This is a genomic window from Polynucleobacter sp. MG-6-Vaara-E2, from assembly GCF_018687695.1.
Classification (GTDB): Bacteria; Pseudomonadota; Gammaproteobacteria; order Burkholderiales; family Burkholderiaceae; genus Polynucleobacter.
On sequence record NZ_CP061303.1, the window covers coordinates 186,311 to 204,156 of the forward strand.

The following is a 17,846-nucleotide window of genomic DNA, read 5'->3' on the forward strand; positions in this document are numbered from 1 at the left end:
AATGTAGATATTAATTGAGGTTTCAAACCATGTACGCGGTCATAAAAACCGGTGGCAAACAGTATAAAGTTGCTGCAGGCGAAAAATTGAAAATAGAACAGATACCAGCGGAAATCGGCAGCGAAATCACTCTTGACCAAGTCCTCGCCGTTGGCGAAGGCGCTTCACTGAAATTGGGTGATCCATTGGTTAATGGTGCAGCTGTGATGGCCACTGTCGTCTCCCAAGGACGTCACGATAAAGTGACAATCTTTAAGATGCGCCGTCGCAAGCATTATCAAAAGCACCAAGGCCATCGTCAGAATTTCACTGAAATTTTGATCAACACGATTAAAGCCTAATTCAGGGTAGGAGAAAGATATGGCACAGAAAAAAGGCGGCGGCTCAACACGAAATGGCCGTGATTCAGAATCGAAACGCTTAGGCGTTAAGGTATTTGGCGGCGAGCATATTAATGCTGGCAGTATCATTATTCGTCAACGTGGCACACGTGTTCATCCAGGTGCTAACGTTGGTATTGGTAAAGATCACACTTTGTTCGCCTTAATTGACGGTCAAGTGGAATTCGGCGTTAAGGGTGCCTTGAAGAAGGCCCAAGTTTCAGTTTTGCCTCGTTCATAAGGCGCCTGACTGAGACTCGTTTGATTCAGATTTACTCCGAATTTAACTCTTAGGAACAGGCCTCGCTAAGCGAGGCCTTTTTTATTCATGAAATTTATAGACGAAGCACGCATTGAAGTCATAGCCGGCCAGGGTGGTGCCGGGAGTGCCTCTATGCGCCGCGAAAAGTTTATTGAATTTGGCGGTCCTGATGGAGGCGACGGTGGCAAAGGCGGAAGTGTCTGGGCAATTGCTGACCGCAACATCAATACGTTGATTGATTACCGCTACGCTAAAACACACACCGCAAAAAATGGTGAACCTGGGCGTGGTGCCGACTGTTATGGTCGCGCCGGTGACGATATTGAATTGCGTATGCCAGTTGGCACCATCATTTCTGATTACGAAACTGGTGAGCCTATTGCTGATTTAACTACCCATGGCGAACGTTTGTGTTTAGCGCAAGGCGGCGTTGGTGGTTGGGGCAATATTCACTTTAAGAGCTCTACCAATAGAGCGCCACGTCAAAAAACCAATGGGAAGCCTGGTGAACGACGCAAACTAAAGCTTGAATTAAAAGTACTGGCTGATGTTGGTTTATTGGGTATGCCAAACGCTGGTAAATCAACTTTGATCACTGCCGTTTCAAATGCGAGACCAAAAATTGCAGACTATCCATTTACAACTTTGCATCCTAACCTCGGTGTAGTGCGTGTAGGTAATGAGCGCAGTTTTGTGATTGCGGATATTCCTGGATTGATTGAGGGTGCGGCTGAAGGTGCTGGTCTAGGCCACCGCTTCTTGCGCCATTTGCAACGCACAGGTGTTCTCTTGCATTTGGTTGATATCGCACCATTTGATGAGAATGTAGATCCAGTTGCCGATGCCAATGCCATCGTGAATGAATTGCGCAAATACGATGAGGCCTTAGTTGAGAAACCACGCTGGTTGGTGCTCAATAAGGTCGATATGATTCCTGAAGAGGATCGTAAGAAAGTGGTTGCTGATTTTGTTAAAAAGTTTAAGTGGAAAGGTCCTGTATTTGAGATCTCTGCTTTGACTGGCATGGGTTGCGATAAGCTTTGCTATTCCTTGCAAGATTATTTAGATTCTGTACGCCGGGATCGAGATGATGCTGAAGAGCGTGCAGCAGATCCTCGCTATCAAGATCAAGCGCAAGATCAAGATAAAACTCCAGATTAAAGAGTAATTCAGCCCCTCTATTTGTTATGAACCATAAACAAACTAAACGCATCGTTGTTAAAGTTGGCTCAAGCCTTGTTACCAATAATGGCGAAGGCTTGGATCATGCCGCCATTGCAAAGTGGGCAGAGCAAATTGCAGGCTTGCTCAAGAATAGACATGAGGTCCTAATGGTAAGTTCTGGGGCTATTGCCGAAGGAATGCAGCGTTTAGGATGGAGTAAGCGTCCACAGGAGATTCATGAACTTCAGGCTGCCGCTGCTGTTGGTCAAATGGGCTTGGTACAAGTGTATGAAAGCTGTTTTGCGCGCTTTAATTTGCGCAGCGCACAGATTTTGCTAACGAATGCTGACTTAGCCCACGCTGAGCGTAATGCGAATGCAAAAGGTACGCTAGACACTCTATTAAGGTTGGGTGTAGTGCCAATCATTAATGAGAATGACACGGTGGTGACTGATGAAATTAAATTTGGTGATAACGATAGCCTAGCTGCTTTAGTCACCAATCTAGTTCATGCAGATCTATTAATTATTCTCACTGATCAAGGCGGCTTATATACTGCCGATCCTCGTCAGAATCCAGCAGCGACCCTACTAACTGATGCTGTAGCTGGAGACCCTGCTTTAGAAAAAATGGCGGGTGGTGCAGCAAGTGAGTTGAGTAAGGGCGGTATGCTTACCAAGGTATTGGCAGCAAAAATTGCTGTGCAAACTGGCGCATCAACTGTGATTGCTTCTGGGCACGAACCAGATGTACTAACTCGACTTCTATCGGGCGAGAAAATAGGGACTCGCTTGAGTTCTCAAGCTGCCCACTAAAGACCTTAAATTACCACTCCGTTTTTATTGAATACCGAAGGAGTTGGTTGGCTTGGTCCCACCTGTAAACCCATTTGGATTTAAAGACTGGAGAATGGTCTTGATATTCTTCTCTTGGGTATTGAAATTACAAAACGCTCCCTGCGCTAAAGCAGCTTGATAACGATTGGGCACATTGCTTTGGATTCCTCTCCAGCTTGAGAGAGGGTTTTCTTTCCAGATATTATTTTCCAGGGTGCCATATAGGCGCCACTGAAATGAGTCGCAACGAATGCCCTCATATTGCGCCTGTTGTCCACCACTGGGATTGGTCATTACAACGATATAACGTGTCACACCATCAGCGCCAATCAGTATTGAGTCTGTATCAACGGCAAATTTAAAAACAGTATGCTGCGATACATAAAAAGGTAAAAGGGTTGATGGATTAGGTGGGTTCAAAGGCATCTTCGTTACCCCTTCCTTAAATACCATTGGTGCAAAGGGATCAAGTCCACTTTCTATGGGATCGCCCGCACAAGCCAACAAGAGTAAAGATGCACATAAGCAAGTGAAGTATTGGCTAAGAGTGCGAAAGAGTGAACTCATTATTTTGATTTATCCGATTTGGTGGGCTCTTTAGGATTCTCATCGCCCCTAGAGTAAAAAGATTGCAGTAAATCTAAAGGAGTACCCCAGGCCAGCTGTTGCATGCGAACGCCTTTTGCAAGATAGCGCGCTAACTCAGATAGGGCGAGTTGATATACCTCACGTTTAAAGCCAATCACAGCATCGAGCTGAATCCAGAATGGAACCCAGCGCCAGGCATCAAATTCAGGCTGTTCTGTAGCGCGTAACTGAATATCGCTATCTAAACCAACGAAACGTAGTAAAAACCAGATTTGTTTTTGACCACGATAAGCAGCGCGGTGAACGCGAGTGGCATGTTGGCGGCGTAAGTATTCCTCAGGGACGTCATAGCGGAGCCAGTCCCTAGTTCGTCCAATAATTTGGACATGTTCCGGCAGCAAGCCAACCTCTTCATGCAATTCGCGGTACATCGCCTGTTCAGGGCTTTCGCCATGAGCTATCCCGCCCTGCGGGAACTGCCACGAATGCTGCCCAACGCGTTTTCCCCAGAAAACCTCGTTGCGGCTGTTAAGGAGGACAATGCCGACATTGGGTCGATACCCTTCACGGTCAAGCATGATCGTGCCCCAAATCCTTTAAAATCAACGATTTGATTATATCCATTCATGAAAGCATCACAATCATTTCTCGCCACGCTAAAAGAAGCCCCCTCTGACGCTGAGGTGGTTTCGCACAAGCTCATGGTGCGCGCAGGTTTAATTCGCAAGCTAAGCGCAGGCATATATAACTATTTGCCCCTTGGGTTAAAGGCGATTCGCAAGGTAGAAAATATTATTCGCGAAGAAATGAATCGTGCTGGTGCAATCGAATTATTAATGCCAATGATTCAGCCCGCCGAATTGTGGCAAGAGACTGGTCGTTGGGAAAAAATGGGTCCGGAGTTACTCCGCATCAAAGATCGCCATGATCGTGATTTCTTAATTCAACCTACTTCCGAAGAAGTTATCACTGATTTAGCTCGTAATGAGATTAAAAGTTATAAGCAATTGCCAGTGAATTTTTATCAAATTCAGACCAAGTTCCGCGATGAGCGCCGTCCACGTTTTGGAATCATGCGTGGTCGTGAGTTCAGCATGAAAGATGCTTACTCATTTGATCGTGATGCTGAAGGATTGAAGAAGTCATATCAAATCATGTTTGATGCTTACACACGTATCTTCAAGCGTATGGGGCTGCAATTTCGTGCAGTCACTGCAGACAATGGTGCGATTGGCGGTTCAGGTAGCCAAGAATTCCATGTCATAGCTGACACTGGCGAGGATGCCATCGTGTATTGCCCAAGTTCAGAGTACGCTGCCAATTTGGAGGCCGCAGAATCTTTATCTTTAATCGCAGCGCGTGCTGCTGCGGCGCAAGCAATGGCTAAGGTGCCAACGCCTGACATTACTAATTGTGCTGATGTTGCTAAGTTCTTAAGCATTCCTCTTGAGAAGACGGTGAAATCTTTATTGTTCGCTGCAGATCAGGAAAAGGGACCAGCAAAACTCTTTATGCTGTTGGTGCGTGGCGATCATGAATTGAACGAAGTTAAGGCTAGCAAGATTCCTGGCATGGCCGAATCCCGCTTTGCTAGTGAAGCTGAAATTAAGCAAGCTTGCAATGCGCCTGCGGGTTATCTAGGTCCGGTTGGTGTGAGCTCTGACGTGACGGTTGTTGCTGATAGGACGGCGGCCAATATGTCTGACTTTGTGTGTGGTGCCAATGATGCTGGGCATCACTTGACTGGCGTGAACTGGGGCCGCGATTTACCAGAGCCATTGGTAATGGATATACGCAATGCTGTGATTGGTGATCCTTCTCCCGATGGCAAAGGCAATGTTGATATTTGTCGTGGTATCGAAGTAGGTCACGTTTTTCAATTGGGCACTCGCTACTCTGAGGCAATGGGCTGCACTTATTTAGATCAACAAGGCAAAGCACAGCCCATGGTAATGGGCTGCTATGGTATCGGCGTAACCCGTTTGCTTGGGGCTGCGATTGAGCAAGGGCATGACGATAAGGGCATTATTTGGCCAATCTCCATGGCGCCATTTGAGGTAGTGATCTGCCCGATGGGTTACGAAAAGTCAGAAGCTGTAAAAACTGCATGTGATCAATTGCATGATGAATTGCTCGCTGCAGGCATCGATGTGATTTTGGATGATCGTAATGAGCGTCCGGGCGCGATGTTTGCAGACTGGGAGTTGATTGGTGCGCCATTCCGTGTAGTGATCGGTGATCGTGGCCTAGCAGATTCTCAAGTGGAATTTAAAGGGCGTACAGACGCTGAATCACAAAATATTCCGCTTGCACAAATCAAAGACAAAGTGATTACTGCAGTTCAAGCTGCAAAAAATATAATCGCTTAATTGAACTAGTATCTTAGTAAGTTATTTTTTAAAGAGTCCGCCAATACCCTTGGCGGCTCCTTTAGCAGCCATTGCTGCCATGGTTCGGGCCATTTTTCCGCCCTTAAATTGTTTCATCATAGTTTGCATTTGCTCGAACTGAGCAAGCAAGCGATTGACTTCTTGAACTTCCACCCCAGCGCCTGCGGCGATACGGCGTTTACGGCTGGCCTTCAGTAATTCAGGTTTGCTACGCTCACGTGGCGTCATGCTATCGATGATTCCCCGCATGCGTTTGGTTTGTTTGTCGGCGTTACTGAGATTGGTTTTGGAGGCAGCTTGAGCAACTTGGCTTGGAAGCTTGTCCATTAAGCTGGCCATGCCACCCATCTTTTGCATCTGTAAGAGTTGATCCCGAAAATCTTCTAAATCAAATCCGCCTTTAGAAATCTTGCTGGCTAATTTTTCTGCCTTAGCAACATCGACGTGTTGTTGGGCTTGTTCAACCAGCGCAAGAATATCGCCCATCCCCAGAATGCGGTTGGCCATGCGCTCGGCATCAAAGGCTTCTAGGCCATCCATCTTCTCCGCGACACCAATAAATTTCAGTGGCACGCCGGTCACTTGGCGAACGGAGAGGGCTGCGCCACCGCGCGAATCACCATCAAGCTTGGTCAGAATGACGCCAGTCAGTGGTAGAGCTTCATGAAAGGCTTTAGCAGTATTAACGGCATCTTGACCCAGCATGGCGTCAACCACAAACAAGGTTTCAATCGGGTTTAAGCTCGCATGCAAGGTTTTAATTTCTTGCATCAGCGCTTCATCAATGCCTAGGCGACCTGCAGTATCGACAATGACGATGTCAAAGTAATGACGTCTTGCCCAATCTAGGGCTGCAGCCGCAATATCGTTGGGTTTTTGATTAACGTTGCTCGGAAAAAATTCAGCCCCAACTTGCTTGGTAACCGTTTCTAGCTGCTCAATAGCTGCTGGACGATATACGTCACAGGAAACAGTGAGAACTTTCTTTTTCTTTTTTTCTTGCAACCATTTTGCCAGCTTGCCGGCCGAGGTGGTTTTACCAGCGCCTTGTAGGCCTGCCATCAAAATTACAGCAGGGGGCTGAGTGGCTAAATTGAGCTCGCCGCTTTGATTGACGTCACCCCTCATGACTTGGGCAAGCTCTCGTTGAACTACGCCAACCAATGCTTGACCAGGGCTGAGGCTGCCTACAACTTCTTCTCCTAGGGCTTTGAACTTAATTTGCTCTAGCAAAGACTTCACTACCGGTAGGGCTACGTCCGCCTCTAGAAGGGCTAAACGGATCTCTCGCAGCATTTCTGCGGTGTTGGCTTCAGTCAGACGGGCTTGTCCCCGCATTGTTTTAACAACGCGAGATAGACGATCGGTGAGGTTTTCTAGCATTTATCGATTAGACTTTCCAGATGGATATTTTAGGTCACCCAGCATCCGGATTGCTCCCTTCCGCACTTTATCTACTTCTTTTGCTCTTTTTGAGTTTTAGGTCAAAGGCAGGGAATGAGTCTGCGGCCTCGGCTGGGCTTATTCAAGCCTTCATCTTGCTTGCTCTGATAGTTCACGGAATTCAGTTGCATGACTCTGTCTTTGCTGCAAATGGATTTGTTTTTGGATTTGCACAGGATTTATCGTTGATCGCCTGGGTCGGACTGGCTTTTTATTGGTTTCAGTCTTGGTTTTTGCCTATCTCCAGTTTGCGCTGGCTAGCAGTTTTATTTGCCTTGGTTTGTTCATTGCTTCCAAGTCTTTTTCCAGGAACTCTCATTTCTCCTAAGGCAGTTTCTGATCCTTGGTTCAAGGGGCATTTCATTGTTGCGACCATTTCGGTAGGCTTGCTGAGTTTGGCGGCTATGCACGCGATGTTGATGAGTGTTCAGGATCGAGCTTTGCATCGTCAACTTGCCATTGTTCCCGATAGTCGTGTTGCGCATTGGCTTGAGGATTTACCACCATTAATGACGATGGAAAGCTTACTGTTTAATTTGCTGTATGTCGGCTTTGCTCTTTTGAGTTTGACAGTATTTTCAGGGCTGTTGTTTTCTCAAACATTGTTCGGCAAACCTCTAGTCTTTGATCACAAAACAATTTTTGCACTGGTATCGTGGTTCTTGTTTGCTGGCTTATTGTTAGCGCGTTGGCGAGTAGGTCTGCGCGGACGAGCAGCTATTCGTTGGGTATTGAGTGCATATAGTGCTTTACTCTTGGCTTATGTTGGTAGCCGTTTCGTTTTGGAAGTCATTCTTCAGAGAGTGTGATCCTTGTTTAAGTGGCTTCTTTTATTGGTGGGTGCATACCTTTTTTATCGCTGGATAAAGGGTCAGAAACAAGTCAAGTCAAGTACGGAAAGTGCCGAAAAACCCAATCAAAATAAGGCTCGGAAGACTGTAGAGCCAGAAGCGATGGTGCCTTGCCGGTATTGCAACGTGCATCTACCAAAATCAGAGGCAATCGTTTTTGAGCAGCGTTTTTATTGTTCCAAAGAGCATCTCAATTCGCTTGATGAGCGGGGCTGGATTGGTTCTGCAAAATGGTGTCTTTCACCTAATCAGGATGCAAGGCCATCGAATATTCAACCAGATCTAGCGGTGATTCATCATATTAGTTTGCCGCCCAGTCAGTTCAGCAAAGAAAGTGCTGGTCATTACATCGTTGATTTTTTCCAGAACAAGTTGGATGCAAATGCACACCCTTATTTTGCTGAAATAGTAGGGCAAAAAGTATCTAGCCACTTTCTGATCACACGCTCCGGAGAATTAATTCAGTTTGTATCAACTCAAAATAAAGCTTGGCATGCTGGCGTCTCTTCATTTTTGGGAAGGGAAAAGTGCAATGACTTTTCGATTGGCATTGAGCTTGAAGGCGATGGAGAGTCAGCTTTTGAAGAGGTCCAATATCAAACCTTAGCTTCCTTGGTTCAAAAGCTAGGGATCAGTTTTCCGAACCTTCAATTTGCAGGGCATAGCGATATCGCGCCCGATAGAAAAACAGATCCTGGAAAATTTTTTGATTGGCAAAAGTTCCAAAAAGAGACAAAAATTTCTGACAAAAATTTCCCATATGGTGTCTCCTCCCGCTAGCTCTGTTTTTTGTATGTGAGCGTACGCTTACTTTTTTAGCCTTTGTCTAAAACGCGCTACAAATCATGCACCAAAACACCCCGAAAAATAGTGGATTACTTAGTAATAATACTTATGAATTTTTGTCAGAAAAAGCTTACCAATAACTAAATAATTCCCTATACTTAGTGCCTAATGCACTTCGAGACACTAGATGTAGTGTTTGAATCTAGCAATACACCATTGTTTTTTAACGATATTTTGACTAAACAACTATATAAATACGCAGGAGTAACATGACATACGCTAATCCACAAACAGCAGACCAAACACCTGGAGTAAATAATCCAGGAATGAGTCCTGCGGGGGCTATGAATCAGACCCCTTCTGCCAGCTTTGTTGCTGGTGGTGTTGGTGGCACACAGGCAACCCAGTTGTCTGATTACAAAATAATTCGCCGTAATGGTTCAGTTGTTGCATTTGAGCCATCCAAAATTGCCATTGCAGTAACTAAAGCATTTTTAGCGGTTAATGGTGGTCAGGGTGCAGCATCCGCACGTGTGCGTGAACAAGTTGAGCAACTAACCCATTCAGTTGTGCGCGCTTTATTGCGTAGCCGTCCTAATGGCGGTACTTTCCATATTGAAGATATTCAAGACCAAGTCGAATTAGCTTTGATGCGTAGTGGCGAGCATAACGTTGCACGTGCATATGTTCTTTATCGCGAGAAGCGTAACCAAGAGCGCGCTGCACAACAAGAAGTAAGTCAAGAAACACAAGCGGCTAACCAAGCTGGTGAATCCGGCATTAAGGTGACTGATAACGGTGTTGAGAAGTATCTCGACATGGCTGCTTTGCGTACCGTGATTGAAGCGGCATGCGAAGGCTTGGGCAATCATATTGATGCAACCCCAATCATTACCGAAACTATTAAGAACTTGTACGACGGTGTACCAATGGCGCAGGTATATGACTCCGCTATTTTGGCTTCACGCACTTTGATTGAAAAGGATCCTGCATACAGCCAAGTTACCGCACGTATCTTGATGCACGTGATTCGTAAAGAAATTTTTGGTAAGGAAGTATTGCAAGGTGATACACAGGCTGAATACAGCACCTACTTTGCGAAGTACATCAACGAAGGTATTTCTGCCGAGTTGCTAGACCCCCGTATGCGTGAGTTCGATCTGGCAAGATTGGCTGGGGCATTGAACGCCAACCGTGACTTGCAGTTCAACTATCTTGGCTTGCAAACTTTGTATGACCGCTACTTCTTGCACATTGAAGACCGTCGCATTGAAATGCCACAAGCATTCTTTATGCGCGTTGCGATGGGCCTAGCCATGAATGAGTTAGATCGCGAGCGTCGTGCAATCGAGTTCTATGAAATCCTCTCTACATTTGATTTCATGTCCAGTACTCCAACATTGTTTAACTCTGCAACAACACGTCCACAGCTTTCTAGCTGCTACCTAACGACTGTTGAAGATGACCTCGATGGCATTTATGAAGCGTTGAAAGAAAATGCATTGTTATCTAAGTTTGCCGGTGGATTGGGTAACGACTGGACTAACGTACGCGCTTTAGGTAGTCATATCAAAGGTACTAACGGTAAATCACAAGGTGTTGTGCCATTCCTTAAGGTAGTAAATGACACTGCAGTTGCTGTGAACCAAGGCGGTAAGCGTAAGGGTGCGGTTTGCGCCTACTTGGAAACATGGCACTTGGACATTGAAGAATTCTTGGAGCTGCGCAAGAACACTGGTGACGACCGCCGTCGTACACATGACATGAATACTTCTAATTGGATTCCTGACTTGTTTATGAAGCGCGTCATGGAAAATGGTGATTGGACATTGTTCTCGCCGTCCAACACTCCAGATTTGCATGATAAGTTTGGTAAAGCATTTGAAGAAGCTTATGTTGCTTATGAGCAAAAAGCGGATCGTGGTGAGTTGAAACCATTCCGTCGCATTCCAGCGCAGCAATTGTGGCGCAAGATGCTCGGCATGTTGTTTGAAACTGGTCACCCATGGATTACTTTCAAAGATCCTTGCAATATCCGCAGCCCGCAGCAACATATTGGCGTTGTTCACTCTTCAAACCTTTGTACCGAAATCACTCTCAATACAAACGAGGACGAAATCGCAGTTTGTAACCTTGGTTCTGTGAACTTAACTGCTCACATGACAACTGATGCTCACGGTAAATTAATTCTGGATCACGAAAAACTCCAAAAAACAGTACGTACCGCGATGCGTATGTTGGACAACGTGATTGATATCAACTACTACGCTGTTGCTAAGGCCCGTAATTCCAACCTCAAGCACCGTCCAGTCGGCATGGGCATTATGGGCTTCCAGGATTGCTTGCATATGCAACGCATTCCATATGCAAGCGATGAGGCCGTGAAGTTTGCTGATTCTTCTATGGAAGCGGTTTGCTACTACGCTTACCAAGCGTCTTGCGAGTTGGCTGAAGAGCGCGGTGTTTACAGCACCTATAAAGGTTCTTTATGGGATCGCGGTATTCTCCCGCAAGATTCGGTAGCCCTTTTGGCTCAAGAGCGTGGTGGCTATGTTGAGGTAGATAACTCATCCACTATGGATTGGAATGGTTTACGTGCTCGCATCAAGCAACACGGCATGCGTAACTCCAATTGCGTAGCGATTGCGCCTACTGCAACGATTTCTAACATTATTGGTGTTTCTGCTTGTATCGAGCCTACATTCCAGAACTTGTTCGTGAAATCTAACCTTTCTGGTGAGTTCACAGTAGTAAATGAGTATTTGGTGCGTGATTTGAAAGATCGCGGCCTTTGGGATGAGGTGATGATTGCTGATTTGAAGTACTTTGATGGCGCCTTGTCTAAGATCGATCGTATTCCTCAAGATTTGCGTGATTTGTATGCAACTGCTTTTGAGGTTGAGCCAAGCTGGTTAGTTGAAGCGGCTTCTCGCCGTCAGAAGTGGATTGACCAAGCCCAGTCATTGAATATCTACATGGCCGGCGCATCTGGCAAGAAATTGGATGACACATACAAGTTGGCTTGGTTGCGTGGTCTCAAAACTACCTACTACCTCCGCACAATGGCTGCAACCCACGTTGAGAAATCTACTGTTACCAGTGGTCAACTGAATTCAGTATCAAGTGGTGGTGGTGTGAACGGAACAGATGCGGCGGCTGCAGCAAATGCAGGTGCTGTAGAGGCTGATGGTCCAGTTTGCACAATGCGCCCAGGTGATGCTGGCTTTGAAGAATGTGAAGCATGCCAATAAGCTATTTGCTTATTGGTCACAATTAGAAGAATTTAGGAGAAAGTTATGTTGAATTGGGAAGAAGAAGTTGCTCCAGCGCTAGCGAAAGTTGGTCTTGCACCGCAGCCGGTTGCAGTCGAGCCACAACGCCCACAGCCAGATCAAGTAGCAATGGCGCCGCAAGCTACTGCACCTGCGTCAGCCAACTTATCTGGTGCCGCTTTGCGTGTCAACGCTGCTGATAAGCGCGTGATTAATGCTAAGACTGACGTAAATCAGCTGGTTCCATTTAAATATAAGTGGGCGTGGGAGAAGTATTTGGCTGGTTGTGCAAACCACTGGATGCCACAAGAGATCAATATGAACCGCGATATCGCGCTTTGGAAAGATCCAAATGGCCTCACTGAGGATGAACGTCGCATCATTAAACGTAATTTGGGTTTCTTTACAACCGCTGATTCTTTAGCTGCAAACAACATTGTTTTGGGTACTTATCGTCACATTACCGCTCCAGAGTGCCGCCAATACCTATTGCGCCAAGCTTTTGAAGAGGCAATTCATACCCATGCCTACCAATATATTGTGGAATCTTTGGGCTTGGATCAGGCTGAAATCTTCAACGCATACAACGAAATTGAATCCATTCGCGCCAAAGATCAATTCTTAATTCCGTTTATTGACGTCTTAACTGATCCTAATTTTCAGACTGGGACATTAGAAAACGATCAAAAATTGCTCCGTTCACTCATCGTTTTTGCTTGCGTGATGGAAGGTTTGTTCTTTTATGTTGGTTTTACGCAAATACTTGCGATGGGTCGTCAAAACAAAATGACGGGTGCTGCTGAGCAGTATCAATACATCCTTCGCGACGAGTCAATGCACTGCAATTTTGGTATCGATTTGATTAACCAAATCAAGCTGGAGAACCCGCAGTTATGGACTTCCGCGTTCAAAGACGAGATCAAATCGATCTTCGAAAAAGCAGTCGAATTAGAGTACCGTTATGCCGAAGATACGATGCCTCGCGGAGTGCTCGGATTGAACGCTCCGATGTTCAAAGGGTACCTAAGATACATTTGCAATCGCAGATGTTTGCAAATAGGACTTGACGCGATGTTCCCAAATGAAGAGAATCCATTTCCATGGATGTCAGAAATGATTGATCTTAAGAAAGAACGAAACTTTTTTGAGACACGCGTTATTGAGTATCAAACTGGCGGTGCGCTAAGTTGGGAGTAGTAAGCGGTAAGTAAGCGCATAGCCGGCTAAATAGGAGATTAGACGGTTGGATAGTTTAAGAAGTCAGCAAAAACAGACTCAAATCCGAAAACCCTTGTTCAAGGGTGCCTGGGCTACTCTCTCTATTTTTTCCAGCACATTTAAGAAGCCGTTGTCCTTCGGGGCCACGGCTTTTTTTCCAGGATTCATTAGCGTGCAGCACCTAGCATCAAGCCGTGCGCCGATGAATGGCTCGCTCGTCAGCTCCAAAAGGTTGCAAAACCAAGCGGAATTAGATGGTCGGGTCTTCTTAATGTAGTTTGTACTAATCCTCACGTGAAGGAGTAACACACATGGCAACAAAGAAAAAACCTGCTGCAAAGAAACCAGCTGCTAAAAAACCTGCTGCAAAGAAACCAGCTGCTAAAAAAGCTGCTGCTAAAAAGCCAGCTGCTAAGAAGCGTGTAGCTGCTAAGAAGCGTCCTGCTGCTAAAAAAGCTGCTGCTAAAAAGCCAGCTGCTAAGAAGCGTGTAGCTGCTAAGAAGCGCGTTGCAAAAAAAAAGTAAGTAAGCCTGCTGCGAAGAAAGTGGGCTCTACTGTAAAAAAGCCCGCGGCTAAGAAAGCTGCACCAGCGACTAGTGCGTTGAATCCTGCTGCTGCTTGGCCCTTCCCAACTGGCACACGTCCTTAATTGGGCGGGTGTTATCAGAAGGGGTCTCTCACGAGACCCCTTTTTTATTGGTCAGAATTTGTGTTTTAGAAGCTAAAACCAAACGCTGCTTTAAATTGATCGGCGATCTGCGCTTTATTCAGTTGATGGTTTTGGGGGCCTTGATGTGTGATCTTGATTGAACCCATCAAACTGGCTAAGCGACCAGCGGTCTCCCAGTCCATTCCATTTTCGAGTCCAAATAACAATCCGCCGCGGAATGCATCCCCACATCCGGTTGGGTCAACTACTTTTGCTGCTGGTACTGGTGGGATTGAGATATATTTTCCTTCGCTGTAGATGTCTGCACCCTCAGCACCCTTAGTCACAATTAATGCTTTGACGCGCTGCGCGATTTTTGCCAGACTAAGACCAGTTCTTTGTGAGAGCATTTCGCCTTCATAGTCATTGACAGCCAGATAGCTTGCGATATCAACCAATTCCAAAAGTTCAGGACCATTAAACATTGGCAAGCCTTGGCCTGGATCAAAAATAAAGGGAATATTGGCTTCGGCCAGTTGATGGCAGTGCTCCCACATGCCTTGACGGCCATCCGGTGCGACGATGCCAAATTTTGCGGCCCCTTTGTTATTTTTAGTTCTCTCAGCAACCACTGCAGAAACTTGATTTAAATGCGACTCACCCATAGCGCCTGGGTGAAATGCTGTGATTTGATTATTGGCTTGATCGGTAGTGATCATGGCTTGCGCTGTAAAGGCATTTTCAATTTGGCGAATATGGCTTGAGTCAATATTGAGTTGCTTTAAGCGGTTCATATAAGGTGCTGCGTCTCCGCCAACCGTTGCCATGATGATGGGGTCGCCACCCAAAAGGCTGAGGTTGTAGGCAATATTGCCAGCGCATCCTCCAAATTCACGACGCATAGTAGGTACCAAGAAGGCCACATTGAGGATGTGAATCTGCTCGGGCAGAATTTGATCGGCAAATTTGCCTTCAAAGTTCATGATGGTGTCGTAAGCGATAGAGCCGCAGATTAAGCTAGCCATAAATTACCTTCTGTAGGGGTTAATGAATAAAAAGTGTTATGAAGGCGAGTTTATTGGGGGTAGAACACTCGCACACGGTAGCCTGCAGATTTTGCTGGCAGGATGATTGGCAGTTCCGCTTGGATTATTTCGCCGGCGGGAGCACCAATCTTAGAAAAATTGGGATGTGATTCTTGCCAAGAAGCTGGTAACCACTCTCTTGGGCTAAATTGAATCGATTTCAATTCTGAATCCTCAGTATCAGTGAGAGAAATCTCTAAATTTGGGAACAAAATTGGTATTGCGAGACGATTTTGTATTTCAACTTTCAATATCGATTCATTTGCGGGGTTTTTAAGGCCCTCTCGCACGTTTTCTGGCATCAGTGTGGCTGAGGTTATTTTCCAAGCTGCAAAATCGCTTACAGGAGGATTAAAGCAATCTAGCGCACTACATAATTTTTCGTCAATGCGCTGTAAAAGTGAGAATGCGCCAACTGAAAATGAATTCGATGTTCCATCAACGCGTGGAGCAAGTAATGGAAGTAAAGAATTTCTGGATAGGTGCTCACCAAAAATGAGAAGCAAGATAAAAAAGCCAGAAAGTAGAGCTAACTTAATTCTTTTTTTTTGAGCAAGCGCAGCAAAAGCAGAGCTCATGTCAGTCTGCTTAAGAGTGCCGTGTAAACAAACCCATCCTTCACTTTCCTTCCAAACCGAAAGTTTGAGCCAATGACTGTAGGTGGCGATGACTTCATCGGCCTGCCTTGCAAGGACGCCTGAGAGAACAATTTGTCCGCCCGTGCGCATTTTATTCACCAAGGCTGGCGCAAGGACTTGTAAGGGGTTAGCCAAAATGTTGGCCATCACGATGTCGTATTTTGTTTCTGCGGCAAGTTCTGGAGCACCTTCGGTTGGCAAAACAAATCGAATGGAGGTGTTGTTGATTTCTGCATTGCTACGTGCTGCAACCATTGCCTGGGGATCAATATCCGTGCCAACAATAGGATTGCAACCTAGTTTTGCTGCAGCAATAGCCAAAATACCTGATCCGCAGCCGTAATCGAGCAAGCTTTCATTCTGAAGATTGGAATGCTCTTCAAGCCAGAGTAGGCAGAGGTGTGTCGTAGGATGACTACCGGTACCAAATGCAAGACCTGGATCGACTGCTAAGCAAATTGCGTCCGGATCTGTCGGAGCGTCATGCCAAGAGGGAACAACCCAAATTCGTTTTCCAATCTGAATGGGAGCAAATTGACTTTGTGTCAGTCTGACCCAGTCTTGCTCTTCAACTATTTTTTCTTGGGGTGGTGCTAAATGAAATCCAGCCTCTAAGAGATCAGAGAGAAGTTGCCCAATAAAGTCTGGATTATCTGAGTTATCAAGGTCGGGATTAAAAAGGGCGGTCACAGCAGATCTATCCCAAGCTTGCACTTCAGGAGAAAGGCCCGGCTCTCCATAAAGTGGATTCTCATCGTATCCACCCGCAGCATCATCCTCTACGGTGACGGAAAGTGCGCCCAGCTCCAACAATGCATCGCCTAGGGGCTCAGCAGTTTCAGCAGCTACCGTGAATACCAATTCACGATAAGACATGAGGCACTCGCATCAACAAGATTTTAAGATTTACCGCGGCTTGCAGCTTGCTCTTCTAAGCGATGCTCCAAGTAGTGAATACTGGTGCCGCCTTCCATGAAGTTTGGGTCAAGCATAAGTTCACGATGCAGGGGGACATTAGTTGTAATCCCATCAATCACCATCTCAGACAGAGCAATTTGCATGCGGCGGATTGCTTGTTCGCGGGTATTGCCATAAGAAATCAACTTACCAATCATGGAGTCATAGTTTGAGGGAACTACGTAACCGCTGTAAGCATGCGAATCAACGCGAATACCAGGGCCGCCAGGCATGTGGAAGGAACCAATTTTGCCCGGGCTTGGTGTGAATTTGAATGGATCCTCAGCATTGAGGCGACATTCAATTGCGTGGCCACGGAATACGATATCCTTTTGGCGATAAGACAGTTTGAGGCCGGCGGCAATTCGAATTTGTTCTTGGACAATATCCACACCCGTAATCATTTCAGTCACAGGGTGCTCAACCTGAACACGGGTATTCATTTCGATGAAAAAGAATTCACCATTTTCATAGAGGAATTCAAAGGTGCCTGCGCCACGGTAACCAATTTTTCGGCAGGCTTCCGCACAACGCTCGCCAATTTTTGCAATTAAGCGACGATCAATACCGGGCGCTGGCGCCTCTTCAATCACTTTTTGGTGACGACGTTGCATAGAGCAATCGCGTTCGCCTAGCCAAATAGCATTGCCATGGGTATCAGCCAGAATTTGAATTTCTACGTGGCGAGGTTTCTCTAAAAACTTCTCCATATAGACTTCTGGATTACCAAAGGCGCGACCAGCCTCTTCTTTAGTCATATTGACCGCATTAATCAGGTGCGCTTCGGTGTGAACTACTCGCATGCCACGTCCACCGCCACCGCCAGCCGCTTTAATAATGACCGGGTAACCAACTTTTTTAGCAGCAGCAATAATTTCTTTTGGATCATCTGGCAAAGCGCCTTCAGAACCAGGAACACAAGGAACGCCTGCTTTGATCATGGCGCGTTTTGCTGAAACCTTGTCACCCATCAAGCGAATAGATGCAGCAGTAGGACCAATAAAGGCAAAGCCAGATTTCTCAACCCGCTCTGCAAAGTCTGCATTTTCAGAGAGGAAGCCATAACCAGGGTGAATTGCTTCTGCATCAGTTACCTCGGCTGCGGAAATAATCGCTGGCATATTGAGATAGCTTAGTGGGGAGGGCGCCGGGCCAATGCAAACCGCCTCATCAGCAAGCTTTACATACTTAGCTTCTTTATCTGCGGTGGAATACACCACGACAGTTTTAATTCCCAACTCGCGGCATGCGCGTTGGATACGGAGAGCAATTTCTCCCCGATTGGCAATCAGAATCTTATCGAACATGTCGGCTCTGAGTTAGGTAA

General features: G+C 46.1%; 15 protein-coding genes and 2 pseudogenes. 10 read left to right on the forward strand and 7 right to left on the reverse strand.

Features of this window, described 5'->3' with window-relative positions; translation table 11 throughout:
- Positions 1 to 29 precede the first annotated feature (29 nt).
- From rplU to proB, 4 genes and pseudogenes are all read left to right on the forward strand, one after another.
- Positions 30 to 341: a 50S ribosomal protein L21 gene (gene rplU, locus ICV38_RS01020; RefSeq protein WP_011902040.1), complete on the forward strand. Its 312-nt coding sequence runs from the start codon at positions 30 to 32 to the stop codon at positions 339 to 341.
- Between the two features lie 19 nt (positions 342 to 360).
- Positions 361 to 621 carry a 50S ribosomal protein L27 gene (gene rpmA, locus ICV38_RS01025; RefSeq protein WP_011902041.1) on the forward strand — a complete coding sequence of 87 codons (261 nt, stop codon included), beginning with the start codon at positions 361 to 363 and terminating at the stop codon, positions 619 to 621.
- An 87-nt stretch (positions 622 to 708) separates the two neighbouring features.
- Complete coding sequence (gene cgtA, locus ICV38_RS01030; RefSeq protein ID WP_215381924.1) at positions 709 to 1,803, forward strand: Obg family GTPase CgtA; 1,095 nt, start codon at positions 709 to 711, stop codon at positions 1,801 to 1,803.
- 26 nt (positions 1,804 to 1,829) lie between these two features.
- Positions 1,830 to 2,615, forward strand: a pseudogene (gene proB, locus ICV38_RS01035) (glutamate 5-kinase); the annotation flags it as partial.
- 30 nt (positions 2,616 to 2,645) lie between these two features.
- On the opposite strand, the gene ICV38_RS01040 reads toward proB, so the two are convergent.
- Positions 2,646 to 3,209: a CNP1-like family protein gene (locus ICV38_RS01040; RefSeq protein WP_215381926.1), complete on the reverse strand. Its 564-nt coding sequence runs from the start codon at positions 3,207 to 3,209 to the stop codon at positions 2,646 to 2,648.
- Complete coding sequence (locus ICV38_RS01045; protein WP_215381927.1) at positions 3,209 to 3,808, reverse strand: RNA pyrophosphohydrolase; 600 nt, start codon at positions 3,806 to 3,808, stop codon at positions 3,209 to 3,211. The genes ICV38_RS01040 and ICV38_RS01045 overlap by 1 nt, the downstream gene beginning before the upstream one ends.
- Before the next feature lie 48 nt (positions 3,809 to 3,856).
- Here ICV38_RS01045 and ICV38_RS01050 point away from each other — a divergent pair, with 48 nt between their 5' ends.
- Positions 3,857 to 5,599, forward strand: a complete 1,743-nt coding sequence (locus ICV38_RS01050) for a proline--tRNA ligase (protein WP_215381928.1) — start codon at positions 3,857 to 3,859, stop codon at positions 5,597 to 5,599.
- A gap of 21 nt (positions 5,600 to 5,620) precedes the next feature.
- Here the strand turns inward: ICV38_RS01050 and ffh are convergent, their stop codons facing one another.
- On the reverse strand, positions 5,621 to 7,003 hold the full coding sequence (ffh, locus tag ICV38_RS01055) for a signal recognition particle protein (RefSeq protein ID WP_215381929.1): 1,383 nt from the start codon (positions 7,001 to 7,003) through the stop codon (positions 5,621 to 5,623).
- A gap of 20 nt (positions 7,004 to 7,023) precedes the next feature.
- On the opposite strand from ffh, the gene ICV38_RS01060 reads away from it, so the two are divergent.
- The 5 genes from ICV38_RS01060 to ICV38_RS10360 all read left to right on the forward strand — a co-directional run bounded on the left by ICV38_RS01060 (position 7,024) and on the right by ICV38_RS10360 (position 13,714).
- Positions 7,024 to 7,872, forward strand: coding sequence for an inner membrane protein YpjD (locus ICV38_RS01060; protein WP_215381930.1), 849 nt, complete (start codon positions 7,024 to 7,026; stop codon positions 7,870 to 7,872).
- Positions 7,873 to 7,875: 3 nt separating this feature from the next.
- Complete coding sequence (ampD, locus tag ICV38_RS01065; RefSeq protein WP_256441288.1) at positions 7,876 to 8,694, forward strand: 1,6-anhydro-N-acetylmuramyl-L-alanine amidase AmpD; 819 nt, start codon at positions 7,876 to 7,878, stop codon at positions 8,692 to 8,694.
- Positions 8,695 to 9,044: 350 nt separating this feature from the next.
- Positions 9,045 to 11,951: a ribonucleoside-diphosphate reductase subunit alpha gene (locus ICV38_RS01070; RefSeq protein ID WP_371819246.1), complete on the forward strand. Its 2,907-nt coding sequence runs from the start codon at positions 9,045 to 9,047 to the stop codon at positions 11,949 to 11,951.
- A gap of 45 nt (positions 11,952 to 11,996) precedes the next feature.
- Positions 11,997 to 13,169 carry a ribonucleotide-diphosphate reductase subunit beta gene (locus ICV38_RS01075; protein WP_215381932.1) on the forward strand — a complete coding sequence of 391 codons (1,173 nt, stop codon included), beginning with the start codon at positions 11,997 to 11,999 and terminating at the stop codon, positions 13,167 to 13,169.
- 332 nt (positions 13,170 to 13,501) lie between these two features.
- Entirely contained in the window at positions 13,502 to 13,714 is a 213-nt protein-coding gene (locus tag ICV38_RS10360) for a hypothetical protein (protein ID WP_371819234.1), read from the forward strand.
- A gap of 190 nt (positions 13,715 to 13,904) precedes the next feature.
- Here the strand turns inward: ICV38_RS10360 and ICV38_RS01085 are convergent, their stop codons facing one another.
- The 4 genes and pseudogenes from ICV38_RS01085 to accC all read right to left on the reverse strand — a co-directional run bounded on the left by ICV38_RS01085 (position 13,905) and on the right by accC (position 17,826).
- Positions 13,905 to 14,864: a carbohydrate kinase family protein gene (locus ICV38_RS01085; RefSeq protein ID WP_215381933.1), complete on the reverse strand. Its 960-nt coding sequence runs from the start codon at positions 14,862 to 14,864 to the stop codon at positions 13,905 to 13,907.
- 50 nt (positions 14,865 to 14,914) lie between these two features.
- Positions 14,915 to 15,502, reverse strand: coding sequence for a DUF3426 domain-containing protein (locus tag ICV38_RS10270; RefSeq protein ID WP_251368266.1), 588 nt, complete (start codon positions 15,500 to 15,502; stop codon positions 14,915 to 14,917).
- Between the two features lie 3 nt (positions 15,503 to 15,505).
- Positions 15,506 to 16,438: pseudogene (prmA, locus tag ICV38_RS10275) on the reverse strand (50S ribosomal protein L11 methyltransferase); the annotation flags it as partial.
- Between the two features lie 23 nt (positions 16,439 to 16,461).
- Positions 16,462 to 17,826 carry an acetyl-CoA carboxylase biotin carboxylase subunit gene (accC, locus tag ICV38_RS01095; protein WP_215381935.1) on the reverse strand — a complete coding sequence of 455 codons (1,365 nt, stop codon included), beginning with the start codon at positions 17,824 to 17,826 and terminating at the stop codon, positions 16,462 to 16,464.
- Positions 17,827 to 17,846: the final 20 nt, after the last annotated feature.

What these genes read in the sequence shown, in the direction of transcription:
- rplU (WP_011902040.1), top strand. Translation starts at nt 30, where the DNA reads ATGTACGCGGTCATAAAAACCGGTGGCAAACAGTATAAAGTTGCTGCA.
- rpmA (WP_011902041.1), top strand. Translation starts at nt 361, where the DNA reads ATGGCACAGAAAAAAGGCGGCGGCTCAACACGAAATGGCCGTGATTCA.
- cgtA (WP_215381924.1), top strand. Translation starts at nt 709, where the DNA reads ATGAAATTTATAGACGAAGCACGCATTGAAGTCATAGCCGGCCAGGGT.
- ICV38_RS01040 (WP_215381926.1), bottom strand. Translation starts at nt 3,209, where the DNA reads ATGAGTTCACTCTTTCGCACTCTTAGCCAATACTTCACTTGCTTATGT.
- ICV38_RS01045 (WP_215381927.1), bottom strand. Translation starts at nt 3,808, where the DNA reads ATGCTTGACCGTGAAGGGTATCGACCCAATGTCGGCATTGTCCTCCTT.
- ICV38_RS01050 (WP_215381928.1), top strand. Translation starts at nt 3,857, where the DNA reads ATGAAAGCATCACAATCATTTCTCGCCACGCTAAAAGAAGCCCCCTCT.
- ffh (WP_215381929.1), bottom strand. Translation starts at nt 7,003, where the DNA reads ATGCTAGAAAACCTCACCGATCGTCTATCTCGCGTTGTTAAAACAATG.
- ICV38_RS01060 (WP_215381930.1), top strand. Translation starts at nt 7,024, where the DNA reads ATGGATATTTTAGGTCACCCAGCATCCGGATTGCTCCCTTCCGCACTT.
- ICV38_RS01070 (WP_371819246.1), top strand. Translation starts at nt 9,045, where the DNA reads ATGAATCAGACCCCTTCTGCCAGCTTTGTTGCTGGTGGTGTTGGTGGC.
- ICV38_RS01075 (WP_215381932.1), top strand. Translation starts at nt 11,997, where the DNA reads ATGTTGAATTGGGAAGAAGAAGTTGCTCCAGCGCTAGCGAAAGTTGGT.
- ICV38_RS10360 (WP_371819234.1), top strand. Translation starts at nt 13,502, where the DNA reads ATGGCAACAAAGAAAAAACCTGCTGCAAAGAAACCAGCTGCTAAAAAA.
- ICV38_RS01085 (WP_215381933.1), bottom strand. Translation starts at nt 14,864, where the DNA reads ATGGCTAGCTTAATCTGCGGCTCTATCGCTTACGACACCATCATGAAC.
- ICV38_RS10270 (WP_251368266.1), bottom strand. Translation starts at nt 15,502, where the DNA reads ATGAGCTCTGCTTTTGCTGCGCTTGCTCAAAAAAAAAGAATTAAGTTA.
- accC (WP_215381935.1), bottom strand. Translation starts at nt 17,826, where the DNA reads ATGTTCGATAAGATTCTGATTGCCAATCGGGGAGAAATTGCTCTCCGT.